This window comes from Alphaproteobacteria bacterium, from assembly GCA_025210155.1.
GTDB lineage: Bacteria > Pseudomonadota > Alphaproteobacteria > Rs-D84 > CASDRH01 > JAOASE01.
On the sequence record JAOASE010000006.1, the window covers coordinates 222,450 to 243,962 of the forward strand.

Annotated in this window: 24 protein-coding genes and 1 tRNA gene; 15 read left to right on the top strand and 10 right to left on the bottom strand. The window is 29.2% G+C overall.

Translation table 11 applies throughout. The features are described 5' to 3' along the window. Position 1: 1 nt before the first annotated feature. From argS to ruvA, 3 genes are read right to left on the bottom strand one after another with little or no spacing between them, the layout of a single operon-like run. The gene (gene argS, locus N4A44_02720; protein ID MCT4552555.1) at positions 2–1,756 is read right to left on the bottom strand and encodes an arginine--tRNA ligase; all 1,755 of its coding nucleotides are present in this window, start codon (positions 1,754–1,756) and stop codon (positions 2–4) included. A 14-nt stretch (positions 1,757–1,770) separates the two neighbouring features. Continuing rightward, positions 1,771–2,496, bottom strand: a complete 726-nt coding sequence (locus tag N4A44_02725; GenBank protein ID MCT4552556.1) for an SIMPL domain-containing protein — start codon at positions 2,494–2,496, stop codon at positions 1,771–1,773. Positions 2,497–2,508: 12 nt separating this feature from the next. Then, positions 2,509–3,144: a Holliday junction branch migration protein RuvA gene (ruvA, locus tag N4A44_02730; GenBank protein MCT4552557.1), complete on the bottom strand. Its 636-nt coding sequence runs from the start codon at positions 3,142–3,144 to the stop codon at positions 2,509–2,511. Between the two features lie 91 nt (positions 3,145–3,235). Here ruvA and N4A44_02735 point away from each other — a divergent pair, with 91 nt between their 5' ends. From N4A44_02735 to N4A44_02750, 4 genes are all read left to right on the top strand, one after another. Beyond that, on the top strand, positions 3,236–3,952 hold the full coding sequence (locus N4A44_02735) for a YebC/PmpR family DNA-binding transcriptional regulator (protein ID MCT4552558.1): 717 nt from the start codon (positions 3,236–3,238) through the stop codon (positions 3,950–3,952). A 227-nt stretch (positions 3,953–4,179) separates the two neighbouring features. Beyond that, positions 4,180–4,380 (top strand): cold-shock protein, encoded by a 201-nt coding sequence (locus N4A44_02740; GenBank protein MCT4552559.1) that lies wholly within the window; start codon positions 4,180–4,182, stop codon positions 4,378–4,380. 127 nt (positions 4,381–4,507) lie between these two features. Further along, on the top strand, positions 4,508–5,338 hold the full coding sequence (locus N4A44_02745; GenBank protein ID MCT4552560.1) for an enoyl-ACP reductase: 831 nt from the start codon (positions 4,508–4,510) through the stop codon (positions 5,336–5,338). A gap of 103 nt (positions 5,339–5,441) precedes the next feature. Beyond that, positions 5,442–5,518: transfer RNA gene (locus N4A44_02750), tRNA-Arg, on the top strand. Here the strand turns inward: N4A44_02750 and N4A44_02755 are convergent. Continuing rightward, positions 5,519–5,869, bottom strand: coding sequence for a GNAT family N-acetyltransferase (locus N4A44_02755; protein MCT4552561.1), 351 nt, complete (start codon positions 5,867–5,869; stop codon positions 5,519–5,521). Then, positions 5,850–6,482 carry a hypothetical protein gene (locus N4A44_02760; protein ID MCT4552562.1) on the bottom strand — a complete coding sequence of 211 codons (633 nt, stop codon included), beginning with the start codon at positions 6,480–6,482 and terminating at the stop codon, positions 5,850–5,852. Before N4A44_02760 ends, N4A44_02755 begins: the two co-directional genes overlap by 20 nt. A 76-nt stretch (positions 6,483–6,558) precedes the next feature. Here N4A44_02760 and N4A44_02765 point away from each other — a divergent pair, with 76 nt between their 5' ends. Beyond that, entirely contained in the window at positions 6,559–7,494 is a 936-nt protein-coding gene (locus N4A44_02765; GenBank protein MCT4552563.1) for a sensor domain-containing diguanylate cyclase, read from the top strand. Positions 7,495–7,544: 50 nt separating this feature from the next. Here N4A44_02765 and N4A44_02770 read toward each other — a convergent pair whose 3' ends face one another. Then, the gene (locus tag N4A44_02770) at positions 7,545–7,808 is read right to left on the bottom strand and encodes a desulfoferrodoxin family protein (protein MCT4552564.1); all 264 of its coding nucleotides are present in this window, start codon (positions 7,806–7,808) and stop codon (positions 7,545–7,547) included. A gap of 86 nt (positions 7,809–7,894) precedes the next feature. Continuing rightward, complete coding sequence (locus N4A44_02775) at positions 7,895–9,193, bottom strand: replication-associated recombination protein A (GenBank protein ID MCT4552565.1); 1,299 nt, start codon at positions 9,191–9,193, stop codon at positions 7,895–7,897. A 127-nt stretch (positions 9,194–9,320) separates the two neighbouring features. On the opposite strand from N4A44_02775, the gene N4A44_02780 reads away from it, so the two are divergent. Both N4A44_02780 and N4A44_02785 read left to right on the top strand, forming a co-directional pair. Further along, entirely contained in the window at positions 9,321–10,586 is a 1,266-nt protein-coding gene (locus N4A44_02780; protein ID MCT4552566.1) for an AAA family ATPase, read from the top strand. 87 nt (positions 10,587–10,673) lie between these two features. Then, entirely contained in the window at positions 10,674–11,144 is a 471-nt protein-coding gene (locus tag N4A44_02785) for a peroxiredoxin (GenBank protein ID MCT4552567.1), read from the top strand. 42 nt (positions 11,145–11,186) lie between these two features. Here N4A44_02785 and N4A44_02790 read toward each other — a convergent pair whose 3' ends face one another. Continuing rightward, positions 11,187–11,690 (bottom strand): hypothetical protein, encoded by a 504-nt coding sequence (locus tag N4A44_02790; GenBank protein MCT4552568.1) that lies wholly within the window; start codon positions 11,688–11,690, stop codon positions 11,187–11,189. A 393-nt stretch (positions 11,691–12,083) separates the two neighbouring features. Here N4A44_02790 and N4A44_02795 point away from each other — a divergent pair, with 393 nt between their 5' ends. The 5 genes from N4A44_02795 to N4A44_02815 all read left to right on the top strand — a co-directional run bounded on the left by N4A44_02795 (position 12,084) and on the right by N4A44_02815 (position 16,496). After that, a complete protein-coding gene (locus N4A44_02795) occupies positions 12,084–13,079 on the top strand; it encodes a virulence RhuM family protein (GenBank protein ID MCT4552569.1) in 996 nt (331 codons plus the stop codon). Further along, complete coding sequence (locus N4A44_02800; protein MCT4552570.1) at positions 13,069–14,232, top strand: site-specific integrase; 1,164 nt, start codon at positions 13,069–13,071, stop codon at positions 14,230–14,232. The genes N4A44_02795 and N4A44_02800 overlap by 11 nt, the downstream gene beginning before the upstream one ends. Further along, positions 14,225–15,214, top strand: coding sequence for a DUF4209 domain-containing protein (locus tag N4A44_02805; protein ID MCT4552571.1), 990 nt, complete (start codon positions 14,225–14,227; stop codon positions 15,212–15,214). The genes N4A44_02800 and N4A44_02805 overlap by 8 nt, the downstream gene beginning before the upstream one ends. 162 nt (positions 15,215–15,376) lie before the next feature. Continuing rightward, on the top strand, positions 15,377–16,183 hold the full coding sequence (locus N4A44_02810) for a hypothetical protein (GenBank protein MCT4552572.1): 807 nt from the start codon (positions 15,377–15,379) through the stop codon (positions 16,181–16,183). Positions 16,184–16,301: 118 nt separating this feature from the next. Beyond that, entirely contained in the window at positions 16,302–16,496 is a 195-nt protein-coding gene (locus tag N4A44_02815; GenBank protein ID MCT4552573.1) for a helix-turn-helix domain-containing protein, read from the top strand. Between the two features lie 44 nt (positions 16,497–16,540). Here N4A44_02815 and N4A44_02820 read toward each other — a convergent pair whose 3' ends face one another. Then, complete coding sequence (locus N4A44_02820; GenBank protein MCT4552574.1) at positions 16,541–17,779, bottom strand: hypothetical protein; 1,239 nt, start codon at positions 17,777–17,779, stop codon at positions 16,541–16,543. A gap of 346 nt (positions 17,780–18,125) precedes the next feature. On the opposite strand from N4A44_02820, the gene N4A44_02825 reads away from it, so the two are divergent. The 3 genes from N4A44_02825 (at position 18,126) to N4A44_02835 (ending at position 21,015) form a co-directional block, all read left to right on the top strand. Then, complete coding sequence (locus N4A44_02825) at positions 18,126–18,740, top strand: porin family protein (GenBank protein ID MCT4552575.1); 615 nt, start codon at positions 18,126–18,128, stop codon at positions 18,738–18,740. 125 nt (positions 18,741–18,865) lie between these two features. Continuing rightward, positions 18,866–20,179 (top strand): radical SAM protein, encoded by a 1,314-nt coding sequence (locus tag N4A44_02830; protein MCT4552576.1) that lies wholly within the window; start codon positions 18,866–18,868, stop codon positions 20,177–20,179. Between the two features lie 89 nt (positions 20,180–20,268). Beyond that, the gene (locus tag N4A44_02835; protein ID MCT4552577.1) at positions 20,269–21,015 is read left to right on the top strand and encodes a hypothetical protein; all 747 of its coding nucleotides are present in this window, start codon (positions 20,269–20,271) and stop codon (positions 21,013–21,015) included. Between the two features lie 43 nt (positions 21,016–21,058). Here N4A44_02835 and N4A44_02840 read toward each other — a convergent pair whose 3' ends face one another. Beyond that, complete coding sequence (locus tag N4A44_02840) at positions 21,059–21,280, bottom strand: hypothetical protein (protein ID MCT4552578.1); 222 nt, start codon at positions 21,278–21,280, stop codon at positions 21,059–21,061. Positions 21,281–21,513 lie beyond the last annotated feature (233 nt).

The following is a 21,513-nucleotide window of genomic DNA, read 5'->3' on the forward strand; positions in this document are numbered from 1 at the left end:
TTTACATTACCTTTACAAATTCTAATCCAATTAAGTTACCAATAGTTTCGATTTCTTTTTTAACTATTTTAAGAATTGCGATTCTATGAGATTTTAACTTTTCATCCGTTTCGTTTGTGATATGGCATTCACTATAGAATTTGCTGAATTTTTGGCAAAGTTCATATATGAATTCGCATAAGTGATGAGGGCTTCTAGAGTTATAAGCTTTAGTAACTGCTTCAGGAGCTTTTGTCATATGAAGCATTAAATCTCTTTCTGATTTGTTTGTAAAATCTTGTAATTTTCCAGTTGAATCTATGTTTTTTATTTTATTAAGTATAGAATTTAGACGAACATAAGAATATAGTATGTATGGTCCAGTTTTACCCTCAAATGAAATAAATTTATCTAGGTCAAATACGTATCCTGATTTAATATCGTTACTCATATCTGCAAATTTTAAAGCAGACATACCTATTTTTCTAGCTAGTTCATTTTTATCTTCGCCTTTGGTATCTCTATCTTTTAAAAGTTCAAGAACTTTATCTTTAGTTTCTTGTATAAGATCTTTTAATTTCATTGTTCCGCCATCACGAGTTTTGAATGGTTTTCCGTCTTTTCCATTCACAGTTCCGAAGGCAATGTGTTCATATATGTTTTCTGGTTTTAATAGTCCAATTTTTTCAGAAGCTCTAAACACTTGTTCAAAGTGAATGCCCTGTCTATTGTCTGTAAGGATTAAAAATCCGTCAGCTTTTTCATCTTCTAATCTGAATTTAACGCCTGCCATATCTGTAGAACCATACATTATTCCACCACCAGATTTTTCCATTATGATTGGAGGCATTTCTTTTTTATCTTCATCTGTTTTTAGTTCTATGATTTTGGCACCGTTATCTAGCTTTAGAAATCCTTTAGATTCTAAATCTTTAATCATATCTATAGCCATATCATTATAGAAACTTTCTCCATACCAAGTATCGAAAGATATGTCTAAATCTTTGTAAGTAGTTTTCAAATCTTCTATAGTTATATTTCTAAAGTGCTTTAAAAGAGCTCTGTAACCTTTGTGTCCATATTGCATATCTCTAGTTATTTCTAAAGCGATATTATTAAATTCTTCATCTTCCTTAGATCTAGTTGAGGCCGCAGGGTATAACTCTTCAAGGTCTTTAATTGTAACAGGGCATTCCTCAGGATATTTCCCATTGAAATTTTCATCGAAGTAAGGAAGGTTTGCTTCTTTGTCTTTTAATAGAGCAATTGTTAATCCATATGGCTTTCCCCAGTCGCCAAGATGGTTATCTCCAATTATTTCATCGCCTGCAAATCTCATTATTCTTTTTAGAGATTCTCCTATAACAGAACGCAGGTGTCCAACATGAAGTGGTTTTGCTATGTTTGGTGATGAGAAATCTATTACTAGTTTGTAATTTTTTTCCTTTGAAAATCCTAACTTTTTATCATTGGAGATTTGGTCTAATTGTTTTGTTAAAAGTTCAGGAGAGACTTTTATATTTATAAATCCGGGTCCATCTATGGAGATAGATTCTATATCTTTATCGTCTTTTAATTTTTCAGCTATTTGTTGGGCAATTTCCCTTGGGTTTTTACCTTCTTGTTTTGCAAGTCTTAGAGCTTCATTGCATTGAAAATCTGAAAGATCTGGTCTGTCAGAATTTTTAACAACGTCTTTTTTTTCTTCAAAAGAAAAGTTTAGGATTGTTAAAATATTTTTTAGTTTTTCATCGAATATTTGTAGTAGATTTTTCATTTTTATTCCTTATTTTATTTAAGCCAATAAGTTATTGTAGAAACAACTCTTACCTTTTTTTCAATTTCGTATTGAACTTCCCATTCGTTTTCATCGTTAGTTCCTTTTATTGAAAAAACACCTTGGTTGGCAGTTTTTATACCACCTATTTTGTCATCTGTATTTTTGGCAAATTCTTCAGCTGATTTTTTTGCGTTTTTAGTGGCTTCTTCAATCATATTTACCTTTATATCGTTTAGTTTTGTAAATATATATTTAGGACCTTCATATGTTTTTATTTTAATACCTTTTTTTATTAATTCTCCATTTTTTCTAGAGATTTTATCGATAAGATTAACATCGTTACTTTTAACTATAATTCCACCAGATATTATGTATCTATTTTTAATTGGATTTTCACCACTGTAATAGTTACTTTCTTTATCTTCTATTTTTATCCTTTGATTTTTAATATCTTCAGATTTAATACCATTAGTAGTTAGATAGTCTCTAATTATTTTTATATTATTTTCAACTTTGCTTTGTTGATCTATAATGTTGTTACCAATTTCTTCAACGTTAATTTCCCAGATGGCTAAATCTGCATTTACTATTTTTTCAGATAGTCCTTTAACTCTTACAGTTCTATAAAATTGACTTTTATAAATGTTTTTTCCTAATATAGCCCCTGAAGAGATAAGTCCCAAAGATAATATTGCAGCTGATATTATTTTTTTATTTTCTTTTATAAATGTTTTCATTACAGCTCCTTTTTAAAATTTATCCATCATTTTTAGTGCCATTCTGATTAGATCAGATGTTTTGACATTTGGTTCTTCTTTTAATATTTGTGCTATTGCATTATATGCAGAGTTTCTGTTGTAGCCTAAGTTAACAAGTGCTGAGATAGCCTCATCTCTTGCAACTATTTTTTCATTAGCAATTATTTGTTCAGTTTGAGCATCGCTTGTTAAAGAGAAATTATCAACAGATACTGAAGCAGGTATTTTGCTTAATTTTTTCTCTAATTCAAGAAGTATTCTAGCTGCTATTTTAGGACCGATTCCATTTGCTCTTCCTACCATGGCTTTATCTTGAGATGAAATTGCAGTATAAAGTTCCGATGGTGTTAGCGCTGACAGAATTGCCATGCCGGCTTTAGGCCCAACACCTTGAACTGATGTTAAAAGTTGAAACCAAACTTTTTCTTCGTCATTCATAAATCCAAATAGATGAATATGGTCTTCTTTTACATTTGTTTCAGTAAATACAGATAGAGTTTCTCCTTTTTGCATTGTAGATAATGCCCTTGAATTGAAGAAGATTCTATAACCAACTCCGCCTGATGTCATTATTATTGCGTGATCTGTGTAAACGCTATCTATTATTCCTTGAATTTTACCAATCATTAGTCTATACTCCTTTGCAAGAGATATTATAGAATATGATTTCTTCATTGTAAAGAGAAGAAAGTGCAGAAAATATAAGAAAGGAACTGATATGGCAGGACATAGTAAGTGGGCAAATATACAACATAGAAAAGGTGCTCAAGATAAAAAAAGAGGAAATCTTTTTACTAAGTTAGCAAAGGAAATTACAATTGCTGCAAAATTAGGAGATTCTAACCCAGATTTTAATCCAAGATTAAGATTGGCTGTTGCGGCTGCGAAAAAATTATCTATGCCAAATGATAATATTAAAAGAGCTATTGATAAAGCATCTGCTGCTGGTGGTGGTGATGATTCTATAACTTATGAAGGTTATGGTCCAAATCAAGTGGCTATAATGGTAGAAACTTTAACAGATAATAAGAATAGAACTTTCTCAGAAATAAGAGCTATTTTTGGTAAAAATGGTGGTAATTTAGGCTCTGAGGGTTCTGTTGCATTTAATTTTGAAAGACAAGGTCTTATTATATATAAAAATGATATAGCTGATTTTGATACTATGTTTGAAGCTGTTGTTGAAGCAGGTGCTGAAAATATGGAAGAGGAAGAAGGTATGTATATTATTACTTGTGAAGTTAATGAACTACATAATGTTTTTAAAGCTTTGGAAGAAAAGTTTAAGGGCGTGGATCCTGAGAAATGTGCTCCAGCTTGGATGCCTAAAATGACAGTGGAATTAGACGATGAAGGTCATGAAAAATTAGCTGCGTTTATAGAAAAGATTGAAGAAAATGATGATGTGCAAAATGTTTTCCATAATGCAATTTAATTTCGTTTTTTAAACATTAAATTTTATATATTTTGAAGGTGTTCGATTGAGCACCTTTTTATTTGCTAGATTTTTTGAAAATAATAATTTATAATCCTTTTAAATTGTTAAGAAGTTTTTTTCTATCTACTTAAAGAAACATTTACTTTTATGTTTTGCTTTCTTTCTTTGTATTTGAAAGGTGGCTTTTTGATCTAAATTAACATTACATATAAGGAAATATTAAAATGAGTAATGGAAAAGTAAAATGGTTTAATGAAACTAAAGGTTTTGGATTTATAGCTGTAGAAGGTGAAAACGATGTTTTTGTTCATATTAGTGCTGTTAGAGATTCTGGTATGCAAACTTTAAAAGAAAACCAAGAAGTTTCTTTTGACTTGGAAACAGGTAAAGGTAAAACATATGCAGTAAACCTTAAAAACGTTTAATCATTTGTATTTTATAGAATAATTAATCCTCTATCAATAGATAGGGGATTTCTTTTTTTCTTGATTTTTTTGTATTGAAGTGTAATAATCCCCTCAAGTTTTAAATAAACACAAAGGAGTTATTACTATGGAAAAACTTATGCAAGGTAAAAAAGTTCTTATTATGGGTATTGCTAATGATAAGTCAATGGCTTGGGCTATTGCTGAGCAATTAAGAGAGCAAGGAGCAGATATTGCTTGTACATATTTACCATTTACTGAAAAAAGAGTTAAACCTCTTGCTGAAAAATTAGGTTCTGAAATTGTTATGCCAGGTGATGTGCAAAATGATGAAGAAATGGATATTTTATTTGCAGAAATTGAAAAGAAATGGGGTAAGTTAGATGCTGTTCTTCATGCGATTGGTTTCTCTAACAAAGAAGAATTAGATAATAAATTTGGTTTTGTTAATACTACAAGAGAAAACTTTAAAAACACTATGGACGTTTCATGTTTCTCTTATATTGATGTTTGTAAAAGAGCTTCTAAATTAATGGTCGATGGTGGTTCTTGCCTGACATTAACTTATTATGGTGGAGAAAAAGTAGTTGATAACTATAATGTTATGGGCGTTGCCAAAGCAGCTCTTGATATGTCTACTAAATACTTAGCTGCTAATTTAGGTCTAAAAGGAATTAGAGTAAATGCTATTTCTGCAGGTCCAATTAAAACATTAGCTGCCATGGGTATTTCTGGATTTAGATTGATGCTTAAATTAAATGAATTAAACGCTCCATTAAGACGAAATATTGTTCTTGATGATGTTGCTAAAGCTGGTATGTATATGATGTCAGATTTATCTTCGGGTGTTACTGGTGAAATTCATCACGTTGATTGTGGTTTCAATGTTATGGGTGGTATGACTGCTGATACTATTGAAGAACAAACAGCTATTCTTAAAGAAGCTATAGAAAAATAATTTTTCTATAAGTTAATATTTTAAAACCTCTCATATTGAGAGGTTTTTTATTTTGTTGATTTTTTTTAAAAGGTTGTGTATAGTTCTTTTAATTCTTAAGTGTGTACCCGTAGCTCAATTGGATAGAGCGTTTGACTACGGATCAAAAGGTTGAGGGTTCGAGTCCTTCCGGGTACGCCATTATTGAAATTCTAATTTCATCATGATAGCATCACTACCGTCTTTATAATATTTTTTTCTTGTGGAATATTCTTTGAAATTATATTTTTTATATAAGTTTATTGCTGGAATATTATTTGAAGAAACTTCTAAAAAAATTTCTTTTTTGTTTTTTTCTTTTGCACTGATTATAAGTTCTTTGATAAGAATTTGTCCATATCCTTTTTTTCTGAATGGATTTTCAACTTCTATATATAATATTTCGTAAAAATTATCTATATTTAGGAAACTTAGAGTTCCTACTATTCTTTTGTTTACGATAATTTCCCAATCTATTTGAGCTTTTTTTGTTTTATGTTTTTTTAATTGCATAGTGAGGTCTTATGTATAGGGCTTTTAATTCAACAGGTTTTATGTTTTTTTGTTTATTTAAGAAATCATTAAGCAAGTTTATGTTGATATTTTTTTGATTCCATATTTGAATGTTTTGATTGCTTAGATTCAATTCAACATTACTTAGGATTATTGTGTTTTCGTATTGTTGTAATAAGTTTTCTATTTCATCGAAGGTATATTCATAGGTATTTGTAATGGGATTTTTTTCTTTTGAAAAAAGTTGAATGAAATAATTGTTTTTCTTTCCTGAATCTATAGCGCATAAAATGTAATCACAATTTTTTATTTCTGTTGTGTTTAACATGTATTCGAATGTTGTTAGTGATTTTAAAGGTATGTTTTTAGCAACGGAAATTCCTTTGGCTAGAGATAGTCCGATTCTTATAGAAGTAAATGATCCTGGTCCAATTATACATGATATATTTTTAATATCTTTATTTTTTGCAGCCTCTATTGATAGTGGTAAAATTTTGCCTATTTGATCTTTTCCACTATCTAAAAATAGATCAGTATTTTCACTGCTATTTTTTGTTAAATATGATATTGATGGCTTATTTATAACCGTATTTATAAGAAGTGTGTTGCTCATAAAATGCCTTTACTCTTAGTTGGAATTATAGTATAATCTTATTTGAGAGCTTAAGAAAAAGCAAGGGAGAAATGTTATGCAAAAAGAATTCTTGTTTCCTCATAATTTACCATTAAATGATAAAGATGTTCCAGCAATGTTTGAAAAAGTTTTTGAAATTGCTTCTGAGCCTATGATAATTTTAGATCAGGTTGGTAAGATAGTTTCTGTTAATCCTTCTTTTTATGAAACGATAGGTTATAATTTAGAAAGTGTTCTAAGGAAAAATATTTCATTTTTATTTTCTGGTTTTCCAGATGGTAATGGTATAAATGCTTATGAAAAATTTTTAGATGAATTGATTAGAACTGGTTACTGGCATAATAAAATAGTTGGTAGAAAAAAATCTGGTGGAGTGGTTCATTTTGATGCTAGATTTCTTGAGATAAAAGATGAGAGAGAATATGGCAAATATTATGTTGGAGTTTTATCGTCAATATCTAATTTTTTCCATAGAGAAGGGGTGGAATATAATCCTCTTAGGGATAGTTTGACTAGCGCTTATAATGTTCATGCATTTTCTGAATTTATGGAAAGAACTTTGTTGAGAGCTAAAGAGGGTGAAGCAGATTTGTCACTTCTTGTTTTGAATGTAGATAGATTTTCTGAGTTTAATGAAAAGTATGGGCTGATAGAGGGGGATAAGGTTCTTTGTTCTGTCGCAGATGTACTTAGAAAGAATTCTTCTAAAATTGACTATGTTGCAAGGCTTAAAGATGATAATTTTGGTTTAGTAATTTCAAGCAAACATTCTCAGCCTCAACTAGAGAAAATGATTAATGCAATATTTGTGGATTTATGTGAAAAGGATTTGTTTGGAGATAAAATTGCAGACTTATCATTCTCAATAGGAGTTGCTTGTCATCCAAATTCTGGAGAAGATGTTTCTGAACTGATTAAATCTTCTGTTAGAGCAATGAAGGTTGCTAAAAATAATGGTGGTAATCAAGTGGTTTATAATAAGTACTTATAAACATGATTTTTATAAAAAAATATAAAGCTCCTTAGAAGGAGCTTTTTGTATTATAATTCTTTTTTGCTTTCCCATGTGCCGTGTAGGTTGCAGTGTTCTCTAGCTATAATAGTTTTAGTTCCTGCTGGAATTTTAAATTCTACTATAGGTTGGTCGTTAGGCTTAAGATTTTTTCTTTCAATCTTTCCATCAGCTTCTAGCTCAACCCATTCTATTAAATGAGCTTCACTCATAGGGTGAATTATTTCCCCTACTTGAACTATGATAGTTTCGCCTTTAACTTTTATTACTGGTTCGTGTTTTTCAATAGACATGACTAAAATCCTTCGTTTTGTTACTTTATTATATATTAGGTGTGAAAAACTACCATTTCAAGTATTAAAATATTTTTTGAATGAGATTATCGTTTAAGTTTGTTGATTTTTTCTTTTAAGCTCTTCCAAAAATTCATTCTTTTAATAATATCTTTTTCAAAACCCCTGTCGTTTGGTCTATAGAATTCTATTGGTTTGAAGTTTTCTGGCCAGCAGTTTTGTCCTGAAAAGGCATGAGGGTAGTCGTGATCGTATTTATAATTTTCACCATATCCTAAATCAGCCATCATTTTTGTTGGGGAGTTTAGAATGTTTTTAGGAGGTACTGTGTTATTACTTCTTTTTGTTTCGACTAGTAGTTCGTTTCTAGCAACATAATTTGCATTTGATTTAGGGGCGTTTGCTAAGTAAATAACTAATTGAGTTAAACACATAGTTCCTTCTTTATCTCCTAATCTTTCATATGCTTGCCAGCATGATATGGCTTGGGTTATTGCATTTGGATCAGCTAATCCAATATCTTCGGTTGCGAAAGTTGTTAATCTTCTGAATAGATATTTTGGATCTTGTCCGCTAGTTATCATTCTGCCAGTCCAGTATAAAGCTGCATTAACATCAGAGGATCTTAGAGATTTGTGAACTGCTGATATTATGTTGTAATGCTCATCTCCAGCTTTGTCTCCTAGAGGAGCTTTCTTTTGAATCTGTTTTATTAATTCTTCTCGATTCAACGGGTTTTTAGGCTTGATATGAGATAGAAATTCTACCTGATTTAAAGTGAATCTAGCGTCCCCGTTTGCTAGGGATGCTAGAGTGTCGTATGCATCATTTTCAAGTGGAAGCTTTTTATCTAATTTTTTCTCAGCCCTTTTAATTAGTTCTTTTAAATCATCTTTGGATAATTCTTTTAAAACGCATAAATGACATCTCGAAAGAAGGGCGTTATTTAATGAAAATGATGGATTTTCAGTTGTTGCTCCAATAAATATTACGGTTCCATCTTCTAGGAATGGTAAAAGGGTGTCTTGTTGTGTTTTATTAAATCTATGTATTTCATCTATGAATAAAAGAGTTTCTCTTCCCATGGATTTATTAGATTTTGCCTGTTCCATAACTTTTTTAACTTCTGCCGTTCCTGAAAATACGGCTGATAGAGCTATGAATTCCATATCTGCTGAATTAGCTATGGCTCTTGCTAATGTTGTTTTTCCACATCCTGGAGGTCCCCAAAAAAGAAGTGATTGGAGATTGTTGCTTTTTAGCATATGTGTTATGAAACCGTTAGAACCTAATAGCTCTTCTTGCCCAACAAGATCTTCTACTTTGTTTGGTCTAAGACTTTCCGCTAATGGCTTTTTTGAGCTTCCCTGGAATAGTTCGTTCATTTTTTATCCTCATTTTTAATATATGAAGTTTATAACTAAAATCTCAGTTTTTCAATATTTTTCTTGAAAATGTTCGCTTTTTGTTTTATATTTCAGATCGAGATATAAATAGATTTTAGGATATGTAATGGTTGCAAATAATTTAGGTGATTTGGTTATAAATAATGAATTTGAACAAGCTTTGGGGATTTTGAATAATACCCCTAATAATCTTTTTGTTGAAGGTAAGGCTGGTACAGGAAAAACAACTTTTGTGAAGTATGTTAAAAATAATTACGATGGTAATGTTGTTGTGGTAGCTCCTACAGGTGGCGCTGCTGTTAATATAAAAGGTTCTACAATACATTCATTCTTTAAATTTAAAATAGGTTTTATAGATAAGGATGATAGGAAACAGGTTAAGCATATTAAATCAGATGCTTCTAGAAAAATTTATGAGAAGATTGATCTGTTGATTATAGATGAAATTTCTATGGTTAGACCTGATTTGTTTGATGCTATAGAAACTTTTATGAGGTTGAATGGTAAGTTACCTGGACAGCCTTTTGGTGGGGCTAAGGTTTTAGTAGTTGGTGATATGAAGCAGTTACCTCCTATAGTTCAAAGAGGAGATCCTTTATTACAAGTTTATAAAGGTAGATTTTTTAGAGATTCTGAGGCTTATGAAAAAGCGATGTTTAAGAAGGTTGATTTTCAACAGGTGTTTAGGCAAGCAGATCAAAAATTTGTGAATATTTTAAATGAGGTTAGGGATGGTAAGGTTTCGAGAGAGAGTATGGAAGTTTTAAATTCGAGAGCTTTATCTAATCTTGGCGGTGCTGTTGATTTAGAGGATGTTATAACACTTACACCTTATAGAAAAAGTGCTGATGATATTAATAATATTCAGTTGAGAAATTTAGATGCGGAAGAAATAGAATTTGCTGCAGAAACGAGTGGTGATGCAGATAGAATGAAGGCAGCATTTCCAGCTCCAGAGAAATTAGTTCTTAAGGAAGGTGCTTTGATTATGTTTGTTAAAAATGATCCTTCTAAGAGATGGGTTAATGGAAGTACAGGGGTTGTTCTTGCTATAGAAAGTGATTCTATTGTTGTGGAAGTTAATGGAAAAGTTAGACGTGTGGAAAAGGAAATTTGGGAGCATGTTTCTTATAATTATAATGAAGAGACTGAGCATATAGATGAAGAAGTTGTTGGTAGATTTGTTCAATTTCCTTTGATGCTTGCTTGGGCTGTTACTATTCATAAGGCTCAAGGTAAAACTATGGATAGAGTTGTTGTAGATCTTGGTAGAGGTGCTTTTGAAAAGGGGCAGACATATGTTGCTTTATCTCGCTGTAAGACTTTAGAAGGTTTATATTTGAAATATCCATTAACTTATAGAGATTTTTAATTTAGTTAAAATATATTTTGATTGGATTTTTTAGTTATTTATGAGTTATAATTTTTTTATTGAATGGTTTTATCAAAGGAGGTTTTGATGTTAGAAATTGGTAAAAAAGTTAAAGATTTTACGTTGTTAGGAATTGACGAGAAGGGTAGGGAGAAAAAGTTTTCACTATCTGATTTTAAAGGGAATAAAGTTTTGTTATATTTTTATCCTGCGGATGATACGCCTGGATGTACTAAACAGGCGTGTGATTTTAGGGATAATTTGAATAGATTGTTGTCTTTGGATGGTATTAAGGTTGTTGGAGTTAGTCCTGATGATTTAGATTCTCATATTAAGTTTAAAGAAAAGCATGTTTTAAATTTCCCCCTTTTATCTGATAAGGATTTGAAAATTATGAAATCTTTTGATGCTTATGGAGAGAAGAATTTGTATGGTAAAATTGTTCAAGGTGTGAAGAGATCTACATTTTTAATAGATGAGAATGGGATTCTTTTGAAAGCTTGGAAGAATGTTAGAGCTACTGGTCATGTTGAAAAATTATTAAGAGAACTTTCATAGTTTGTTAAAAACAAAAGGGCCCCAATAGGGCCTTTTTATTTTTTATTTATTTTCTGAATATGTGACAAATGTTTCTTTGTCTTTTTCAGAAAATAAAATGACATGTTCATTTCCATTTTCAGAACAGATAATTATATTATCTGTTATGGATATATTTGCTCCGGTTTTTTTGATTATTGCGGCAAATTTTACTATTTTTTCAAGATCATCTTCATCTTCTAGTTTTTGACTCCACTCATCAATTTTTCTTTGAGCATTCTGAGCTTTTAGAATTTTTTGCTCTTTTTCTATTTTTTCCTTAAGAGCTTCGTTTTTTTCTTTTATTTCGGTTATGCTAAAATGTTCAAGGTGTAAATACGATCCTATTGAGTCGATATCTTTTTCAAAACCACGTTTTTTCTGTAATTTGTAAAGTTGCAACAATGCAATTTTGTGATTCTGGATTAAGTCATTTTTTTCAATATTATTTTTTGAATCGGTTTCTTGTCCACTCACTTTAGTAGAGCAAATCATAACGCAAATAATAATAAAAACTATTTTCTTCATATCTTTATATTTTATTGGTTTCTAATAAAATGTTATTTGTTTGAAATTATTTTGTCAAGTGAAATAGTTATATAGAGGGTTTTTGAAATAAAAAAATGCCCATTAAGGACATATTTTTATATTTGGTTGCGGGGGCTGGATTTGAACCAACGACCTTCAGGTTATGAGGTAAATTTTCAATTAATTGTTATTTGTTGATATTTGTTGTTTTTTCTTTATTTTCTGCGGTTTTTCTTTGGATTTTTATTTTTATAAATTGATGTTATTTTATTTAAATTGTTGTTAATTGCGGAACTATTGCGGAACTTGTTTTTATTTTGTTTGAATTTTATTCTTGAAAAAATATTTATAAATAGATATGATATTTTTATAAATATTGAAAGGTAAATAGATATGGAAAAATTTATATTATATAATGATGTTAATTCAAATGTTAAAATTGATGTTAGGTTGGATGGAGAAACAGTATGGCTTACTCAAAAGCAGATGTCTGAGCTTTTTGATGTTGAGGTTAATACAATAAACTATCATGTTAAGGAAATTTTTAATTCTGAAGAATTATATGAGAATTCAACTATTCGAAAAATTGGAATAGTTCAACTTGAGGGAAATCGAGAAGTTAAGAGAAATGTTGATTTTTACAACTTAGATATGATTATATCAGTTGGATATAGAGTGAATTCTAAGAGAGCTGTTTCTTTTCGTATTTGGGCTACGAATACTTTAAGGGAGTTTATTATAAAAGGTTTTGTTCTTGATGATGATAGGTTAAAAGGAAATTCTAAAGTTTTTGGAAAAGACTATTTTAAAGAACTTTTGGATAGAATTAGATCTATTAGGGCTAGTGAAAGAAGAATTTATCAACAAATAACTGATATTTTTGCAGAATGTTCTATCGATTATGATCCTAAATCTCAAACAACTAGAAATTTTTATGCTACTGTGCAAAATAAATTCCATTATGCAATACATGGAAAGACGGCTAGTGAACTTATTTATAATGAGGCTGATAAAAATAAAAAAAATATGGGTTTAACTACTTGGAAAAACTCTCCCAATGGAAGAATTTTGAAGTCAGATGTTGATGTTGCTAAAAATTATTTAAATGAAAAAGAAATAAAACAACTAGAAAGAACTGTGTCTAGTTTTTTTGATTATGTTGAGGGTATTATAGAGAGAGGTAAGACTTTTGATATGAAAGAATTTTCTGAGTCAGTGAATAGATTTTTAGAATTTAATGAGTTTAAGATTTTAGATGGAAGAGGAAGTGTATCTAAGAAACAAGCAGAGAATAAAGCATTTTCAGAATATGAAGAGTTTAATAAAACACAAAAAATAAATTCAGATTTTGATAAAATAATAAAGAAGATAAAAAAAGATGAGCAATAAAGAAATAAATTTTACTAAGAAAAATCTTGAAAACTTATTCATTCCTGAAAAGGGTAGAGATGTTTATAAAGATACAGGGGAAAAGGGCTTATCTTTATATGTAACTTCTAATGGAGTTAAAACTTTCTTTTTGAGAAAAAGAATAGAAGGTAAAGATGAAAAAATTATTATTGGAAATTTTCCTGATTTATCTGTTCAAAATGCTAGAGATGAATTTATTAAAATTCGTTCTATGATTGCTAAAGGTATGAACCCTAATGATATAAAAAGAGCTTCAAGGGAAGAGTATACTTTGGGTCAGTTTTTTGAAGAGTACATGAGAAGGTATTCTAAAGTTTATAAAAAATCTTGGGAATATGATGAAAGAGAGATTCCTAAGTTTCTTTCTCATTGGTTTCATAGGAAGTTATCTAAAATAACAACTCCTGAGATTAGAAAGTTGCATGAGGATATTAGAGCTGATAATGGGCTTTATCAAGCAAATAGAATGCTTGAGAGAATTAGAGCTATGTATAATAAAGCGATTGAGTGGGAATATGCAAAAACAAATCCTTCTAATGGAATTAAGAAGTATAGAGAGAAGAAGAGGGATAGGTTTATAATGCCTAATGAGATAAAAGCTTTTTTTGAAAGTTTGGAGATGGAAGAGAGTGATGTTGCTAAGGACTATTTTAAAATTCTTTTATTTACTGGAGCTAGAAAAACAAATGTTTTAGCTATGAGATGGGAAGAGATAGACTTTGATAGAAATATTTGGAGGATTCCTGAGACTAAGAATGGAGATTTTCAAGATGTTTCTTTGATAACTTATGCTGTTGAAATTTTGAAAGATAGATTTAGAAAGAGAGAGTCTGAATGGGTGTTTCCTAGTAAATCTTCTAAAGAGGGGTATTTTAAAGATCCTAAAAAGGCGTGGTCTCGAATTTTAAAAAGAGCTGGGATTGAAAACTTGAGAATTCATGATTTGAGAAGAACATTGGGAAGTTATCAAGCGATTACTGGAGCTAGTTTATCTATTATTGGAAAGTCATTGGGACATAAAAGTATGGATTCGACGCAAATTTATGCAAGATTGTATGATGATCCTATTCGCGATAGCATGGAAAATGCAATAAGTAAAATGTTGAGTTATAAGGTTGATAAAGATGAGTAGTCAAAATATAGATGAACTAAAAATTGAAATTAAAAAAAGTTATACTATTTATAAGGCATCGAATGATAATAACCTTAAAAGTTATTCTATTGTAGAATTAATATCTCTTTATAAAAAATATAAAAAGGCAAAAAATATAAAGGAGCCTCAAAAGAAAAAAATTCAAAATATAATTAATATTTTAAATAGAAGATTGAGAAAAATAAAAATGTCTTTTTTTGAGAGAGAGGGTGAAATTTCAATTAAAAAATCTGAGATAGATAGTATTATTAGAGATATGCATTTAAAAACATCTTATGATCTTAAGGAGAATATTAAATATATAATTTTAGGACTTGATTTATTTTGTAAAAAATCTTTTAAAAACACTGTTAAACCTGCTTTATATAACCTTTTAACAATTCGTTATATTGGAGATGATAATACTATTTCAGGAGAGAAAAATAAATTTTCTGTAAATTATAATTCGTATATAGCTAGAATAAGCTGTTTATTAGATGTTCTTTTGAAGGAATTAGTTAGGAAATATAAAGAAGAATTGTTTTCTATCTCTATAAGAGGGATAATTAATCCTATTTCATCTATCGATCTAGATAGAAAGGATGTAGTTTTAAAAGCATTAGAAGCTGTTGTTGATAGGGATGAAATTACTATTTTATATTTAATTCCTGCTGAGATCGAGAGATTTTTAAGAAATGAATTGAAAGAAAAAGATGAGCTTTTTTATAAAATTAATGGTAGTGTTGTTGAGGAGTATGATTTAAATCATTTATTACATCCTGACAAGGAGTTTAGATCTAAGATAGATGAGATAATTGGTGAAGAGTGGAGTGAGGCATTATATTATATTTTTTGTAAGGATGGTTGGAATATTAGAAATAGAGTATATCATGGATACTATACTTCTTTAGGTTTGAATACCTTATACGTATGGTTTATTTTTCTAAAATTTATTTTAGAAATTGTAGATAGGGATGAATAAATATAATTTATATCTATTTATGGAATAATTAATTTTATTTTTTATTTAATTTATTTTTAATTTTAATTAATTATTTATTAAATAAATTAAGGTGTTGATATCTATTTATTTCGTATTATAAAAATTTATGTTAGTTTATGAGAATAAAAGAGGTAATATTTTATGGAATTTAATTTTAAAAATAATGAAGAAATTAAAGAATTTATTAATTCAATAAATGATTTTAATATAGAAAAAATAATAGATCTATTAGATGTTATTATTGATTTGAAAAAAATTAATTCAAATGGAATAGAAATTCCTTATATGTATAGCCATATTTATTTTGCAAAAAGTATGTTTTATTTTGATACCCCTTTTCAAGGGATGGATGTCTTAAAGAATGATTTAAAAGAAATTTTATCATTAATTAAAAAATATTTGCCTGAATCCGATCATTTTTATGATGTTAAAAAACTTTTTAAAAGAAAAATTAAGTTTAAAAGTGGTAGATATATAAAAAGACGATTTATAGATGTGGTGTTTCTATTTATTCTTGTTGATAAGGGATTGTCTTTTGGGAAACTTTCAGTAGAGTCTACTATAATAAACTCTTCAATTCAGCATTTACAATTATATATTTATAAGAATTCAACAAAAGTTAAGAGAAAAAATTTATTATACTTAGTTGATAGAATAACTAATTCTAATAGCATATATACCTTATATTGTATTAATTATATAGATAGTTCTGTTAGAGAGGAATATAAGGCTAAAAGAAGAAAAGGGGCTGAAAAAACTAATAGCAAAAAAAGATCTTATAAAAAAGAGTTATATGAACAGTGGTTGAAGTTAGATGATAGTTTAAAAGTAGAGGCTAAGAATGCTACTAATTATTTGTTAAGTGAAAACCTCGATATAGAAAAAAATATAAAATATGAAACGGTGTTGAGTTATTGTTCAACTTGGAAAATAGAATATATTAAATAATTTTTTTTCGCTAGCGTGGAAAAATTACTTCATTTGATTTATTGTTTTCAACTTCTTATATTTGTTTTATACGATGCGATGGTGCAAAGTATGAAACTTTCGAAAGGGGGTGAAAAGCATGAACGACAAAAAATATTTAAGTCAAAAAGAAGTTGCTAGAATATTGGGTGTTAAAGTAAAAACTTTAAACCACTGGAGATGTACTAAAAGGCATCGAATACCATTTGTAAAGCTTGGTTCTGTAATTTTATATCCAACTGCTGAATTTTTTGGTTGGCTTAAATCTCATTCTAGTAATCTAATTTTAGATTAAATGGCTTTTTTCTTGCAAGAAATATAAGCTCCTAATTTGGGAGCTTATTTTTTTGGAGGTGTGAATTTAAATTCTTTTCCTATAAAATTATCTAGTTCTGTATTAAAATACTTTGGGTAATTTTCCTTTGGATTTTCAATCGAATATTTAACAGCTTTAAATAATTCTTTTGTTGAAAAGAGTATTTCTTTAAATCTTTCGGCATGATTTTTTGCATGTGGAGAAAAACATTCCTCACTTATTTCTGATGGTTTTTTGTTTTTGAAAGCATTCCCGAACAGTATCCCTGTTGCATATATTGTTTTATCTTTCTTTTCTTGCTCTTCAATATCTGCTCCTACTTTATCGGTTAATTGTCTTAATTTTTTTGTTTTTATGCAGTTGTTTGTGCCTTCAGTTTCTCCTACATATCTTTTATCATTAGAGGCGGTTATTATTTGATCTATTTCTTGAAGACCAATTTCTTTGTTTTCAGCTTCTAATCCTAATGTTTTAAGGGCTTTTATTACTGCTTTTTCTAGCGGAATACCTGTTCCGTATAATAGTAATTTATATTCTTCTAAGTCCTTTATATCTTTTGCAAGATTTTTATTTTCATCTTTTAAATCTTTTATTTTTTCTGTATTTTTAGAAATTTTATTTTTATTTTCAAATTCTTTATTAAACATATAATCTTTTTCATTAAACCAATCAGGTTTTTTTATTTGTTCTGATTGAGAGCAAAGAAAGTTATCTATTTTTATAATTTTTTCTTTAAATTTTTTAGCATTTTCACCTATGCTATATGGAAAATCTTTATTTATAACAATTTGCGGTAAAAAAACTATGTGAGATTTTCCTTGTTTTTGATACCAAGAATAGATGTTATTTCCTATTTTTGATTTTAATAGAACGTTTTTTACGTTATCTTTTGTGTAAATTGTGTTGAAAAATCCATATCCTTCACCTTTCGAAAAAAAGTCGAACAAGCATTCATCTATATTATTTTCAATAAATAGGTGATCTTCTTTTTTATTTTTTAGAGAAATTGTTTTTGTTGACTTTGGCTTTGAGGTTGTAGAGCCCATTAATATAAAAATATTTTTACCTTCTTTCAAAAGTTCATTAACTTCTTCTTGTCTTGACGGGTTAAGAAAATCAAAAATATTTTCAATGTTAATTTTATTATGTATAAGAGTGTTTATTATTAATATATCAGCTCCTAATATAGAATCTTCATCCTGTGTTTTTTTGCTTTCTATATTTCCTAGGTTATTACCAAGAATTAAAATGTTTTTTTCCATATTGTTTCTCCATATATTTTTATATAAAAACTTTACGCCTATGTTTTTTAAAAAACAAGGAGATTATTTTCCTCTTGATATGTATTTAGGAATAAATTATACTAAATTCATATCAAGTGATATGCTTGATTGGGCGTAGTAACCCATCATAAGACGGTCTAAGCAGTAGTCCGAAAGGATTAGATCGAAAACAAAAAACTGCCTCTTTTGTCCATATGGACTGGGAGGCAGGGTTATGTCCAAGCGTAAGCTAAAAGCCCGCGCTGTTCTTATGCAGTTACTAACTCCCAGTCCGCTTTCATTTTGCGGACTTTTTCATTTCAAATAGAAAAGAAAGGAGTTTAGAATGAAAAAAATAATTGTGTCGGCTGTGGCGGTTTTAGCTGTAGTTTCTAATTTAAATTCTGCTATGGCGGAAGAAAGTAAATCTTATATTTCGGGTTCGATTGGTTTTTCAACATTATCAGATTATGATATAGATGTTGAGGGTGTTGGTTCTGCTAAAATGAAGGGAGATGATAATATTTCTTTGAATGCGGCGATTGGTTATAAAGGGGCTAATAATATAAGGAATGAATTTGAAATTTCTTATTCTGATTTTGAAACAAAAGATAAATATGGTGCTGGTGTTGAAATGGATGTTCAAATGATTTCTTTATCAGGAAATGCCTATTATGATTTTGTAAAGGCTGGTAGAGATTGGACTCCGTATGTTGGTGCAGGTGCCGGAATTACTCAAGTTAAAGGTAGTGATGCTGGCGGAAGTGAAACTGATATAGCTCCACATGTTCAATTAAAGGCAGGTGTTTCGACTCAGATTTCAGAAAATAGTTCATTGTTTGCGGATTATACTTTTAAACATGTGTTTGAAACTTCGTTTGATGCTAATGATGGAACTGAGTTAACAGTTGATAGTTTGAAAACTCAAACACTATCTTTTGGTGTTAGAAGTACTTTTTAGGAAAAAGTTCTTTTAAAATTGAAAAACACTCTTTTGTTGGGGTGTTTTTTTATTGATATTTAGTTTTTTTGATATAATTTATAATTAGTTAATTGTTAAATTTGGTAAAATATAAAATATAATTTATGGAAAAGTCTAGATTTGCACATGCTATTTGTGTTAGAGAAAGTAAGTTTGCTGTTTTTAATAGCATTTTGTTTCAGCCTATTGTTATGACTGAGAATGAAAAGATAAATCTTTTTAATGGAGATTTTTCTTCTTTCTCAGATGATGATGTTGAGGAATTGTTAAATGTTGGCATTTTAGTTTCTTCTAAAGAGGTGGATCAGATTGTTTTGAAAAACTTAAAAACTTATGTGGAAAATAATGTTGGCGAGGATGTTTCAATTTTGTATTTAATATCTACAAGTATTTGTAATCTATCTTGTAAGTATTGTACTTTAACAGAAAATTTTAGTGAGGTTCGGAAAGAATCTATGTCTGTAAAGACTATTGAGAATAGTATTAATAAATTTGCAGATCATCTTCGTAAAAATAAAAAGAAAAAAGGTTCTATTGTTTTTTATGGAGGAGAGCCAACTTTGAATTTTTCTTCTATAGAAAAGGTTTGTGAGATTTCAGAAGGTTTTAAGGATTTGGAATTTAAAATTATAGTTGTTACAAATGCTGTGAAAATTTCTGATAAGCAAATTGCTTTTTTTAAGGATAGGGGTGTTATTGTTGGTGTATCTCTTGATGGACCAAAAGAAATTAATGATAAAAATAGGGTTTTAAATTCTTCAGAATTAGGGTCTTATAATATTGTTATTAGTAATCTTGAAAGACTTAAAAAGGCAGGTGTTAAATTATCGCTTTCTATAACTTTGTCGCATTCTTTTTTAGATAATGAAGGGATCTTAGATTGGATTATAAGTTTGGGAGTTCCTGGTATTGGTTATAACTTATTACGTTATAACAATAAAAATGATGAATGGAAGGGGTATTATGAAAAAGTTAGTGAATTTTTATTTACTTCTCATGAAAAGCTTTCAGATGCTGGCATTAGAGAGGGTAGAATTTTAAGGAAGATAAATGCCTTTTATGATGAAAAAAAATTTAAGTTTAATGATTGTGCCGCTGTAGGAGGGGGGCAATTATCAATTAAGCCTAATGGGGATGTTATTGTTTGTCAATCTGTATGGTCTAAAGCTAAAGAAATTTGTGGAAATATAAATCAAAATACTTTTGAAGATATTTTTGCGAGTGATTTGTATAGAGAGTGGCGTGGCAATCTTACTGTTAATAAAAAGGAATGTTTGGAATGTTCGGCTATTTCTATTTGTGGAGGTGGTTGTCCGGAGCAATCAGAGGTGTTGTTTGGAGGTAGGTTAAAAGTTGATAAAACTTTTTGTATTCATTCTAAGCACTCTTTGGAAAAACTTTTAAAAGAAGCATTCTAATTTTATTAAAGCTGATTCAATTGAATCGGCTTTTTTTTATTGATATTTAAGGTTATGTTTTATAACCTTTATTGGAGTGGAGGTATACGATGGTGAAATCTAAGTTGACTTTTTATAGATCTCAAGAAGAAGATAGAAATAATATTTATAATTTTTTTAGAAATCAAGATCCTGGAGGTTGGTCTGGAAGAGTTGTTCAGTATGGATTGCCTTTTCATCTAGTCGGAGCTGTTATTAATGATGAATTAAATGCTAAGAAAAATATAGAAAATTATATTGATTCAGAGTATAAGGCTATCGAAAAGTATAATTTATATTCTAATATAGAAGAAGAAATGGCTGATAGTTGGTCTAAGGTTTCATCTGATTTTGAAAATAGAATTTTAGAAATTACAAATAAGGAATTGTGTGAGTACAAATGCAGAATTTCTTTATGCTTGATAACACCAGCTTGGGATGATTTTACCACAATAAACATAAGTATTAAAAATAAATCTAGTAAAAAGTTGTATTCTATAGCTTATGAATTATTGCTTTCTCATTCTTTTAAGTGTGTTAGAGAGTTTTATAGTAAGGAGGAAGTCGCTAGTGCTTGGGATGTTTGGGGTTTTGCTGAAATAACTACGGTTTTCATGCTTAGAGATTCTATTATTATGAAACTCTTTAATGATATTCCAAATAAAAATGTAAAAAAAGGTTGGTTTAAAGGTTCTAGATATGCTTGTTTAGAAAAGCCTGCAGAAAAATTATATGAATTTTGGATTGAAAAAAAATCTTTCAGAGAGTATTTAGATAAATCCATTTCTTATTTAAAACAAAATCATATTGTGGTTTAAATATTAGAAGAACGGAAAATTTAAAAATTTCCCGTTCTGTCTTTTATATAGCTCTAGAATATATTTGAGCTATATCTTTTTTTAAATCCTGAGATGTTCTTTCATCATCATCACACATGCATGCCATGCATTCAAGTGGTGCGACATTGTTTTCGGTTTTGCCAGGATTTAAGGCGTTTACTTTAGAGTTTTTGTTAACTCTTGAATTTAAATTTAATCGTTCCATAATAAAAATATTAATTAATATTGCTCTTATTTTAAACATGGTTTAATTGTTATGCAACTTATTTTTTGGTTTATTATTATTAATAATACTACTCTAAAGCTTAACTTTTGAGGAACTGATGTGGAACTGGTGTTTTGGGCGTCGATTTCCAATGTGATTTTGCAAATAAAAAACCTTTGAAAAATCAAAGGCTTGTATTTGGTTGCGGGGGCTGGATTTGAACCAACGACCTTCAGGTTATGAGCCTGACGAGCTACCGGGCTGCTCTACCC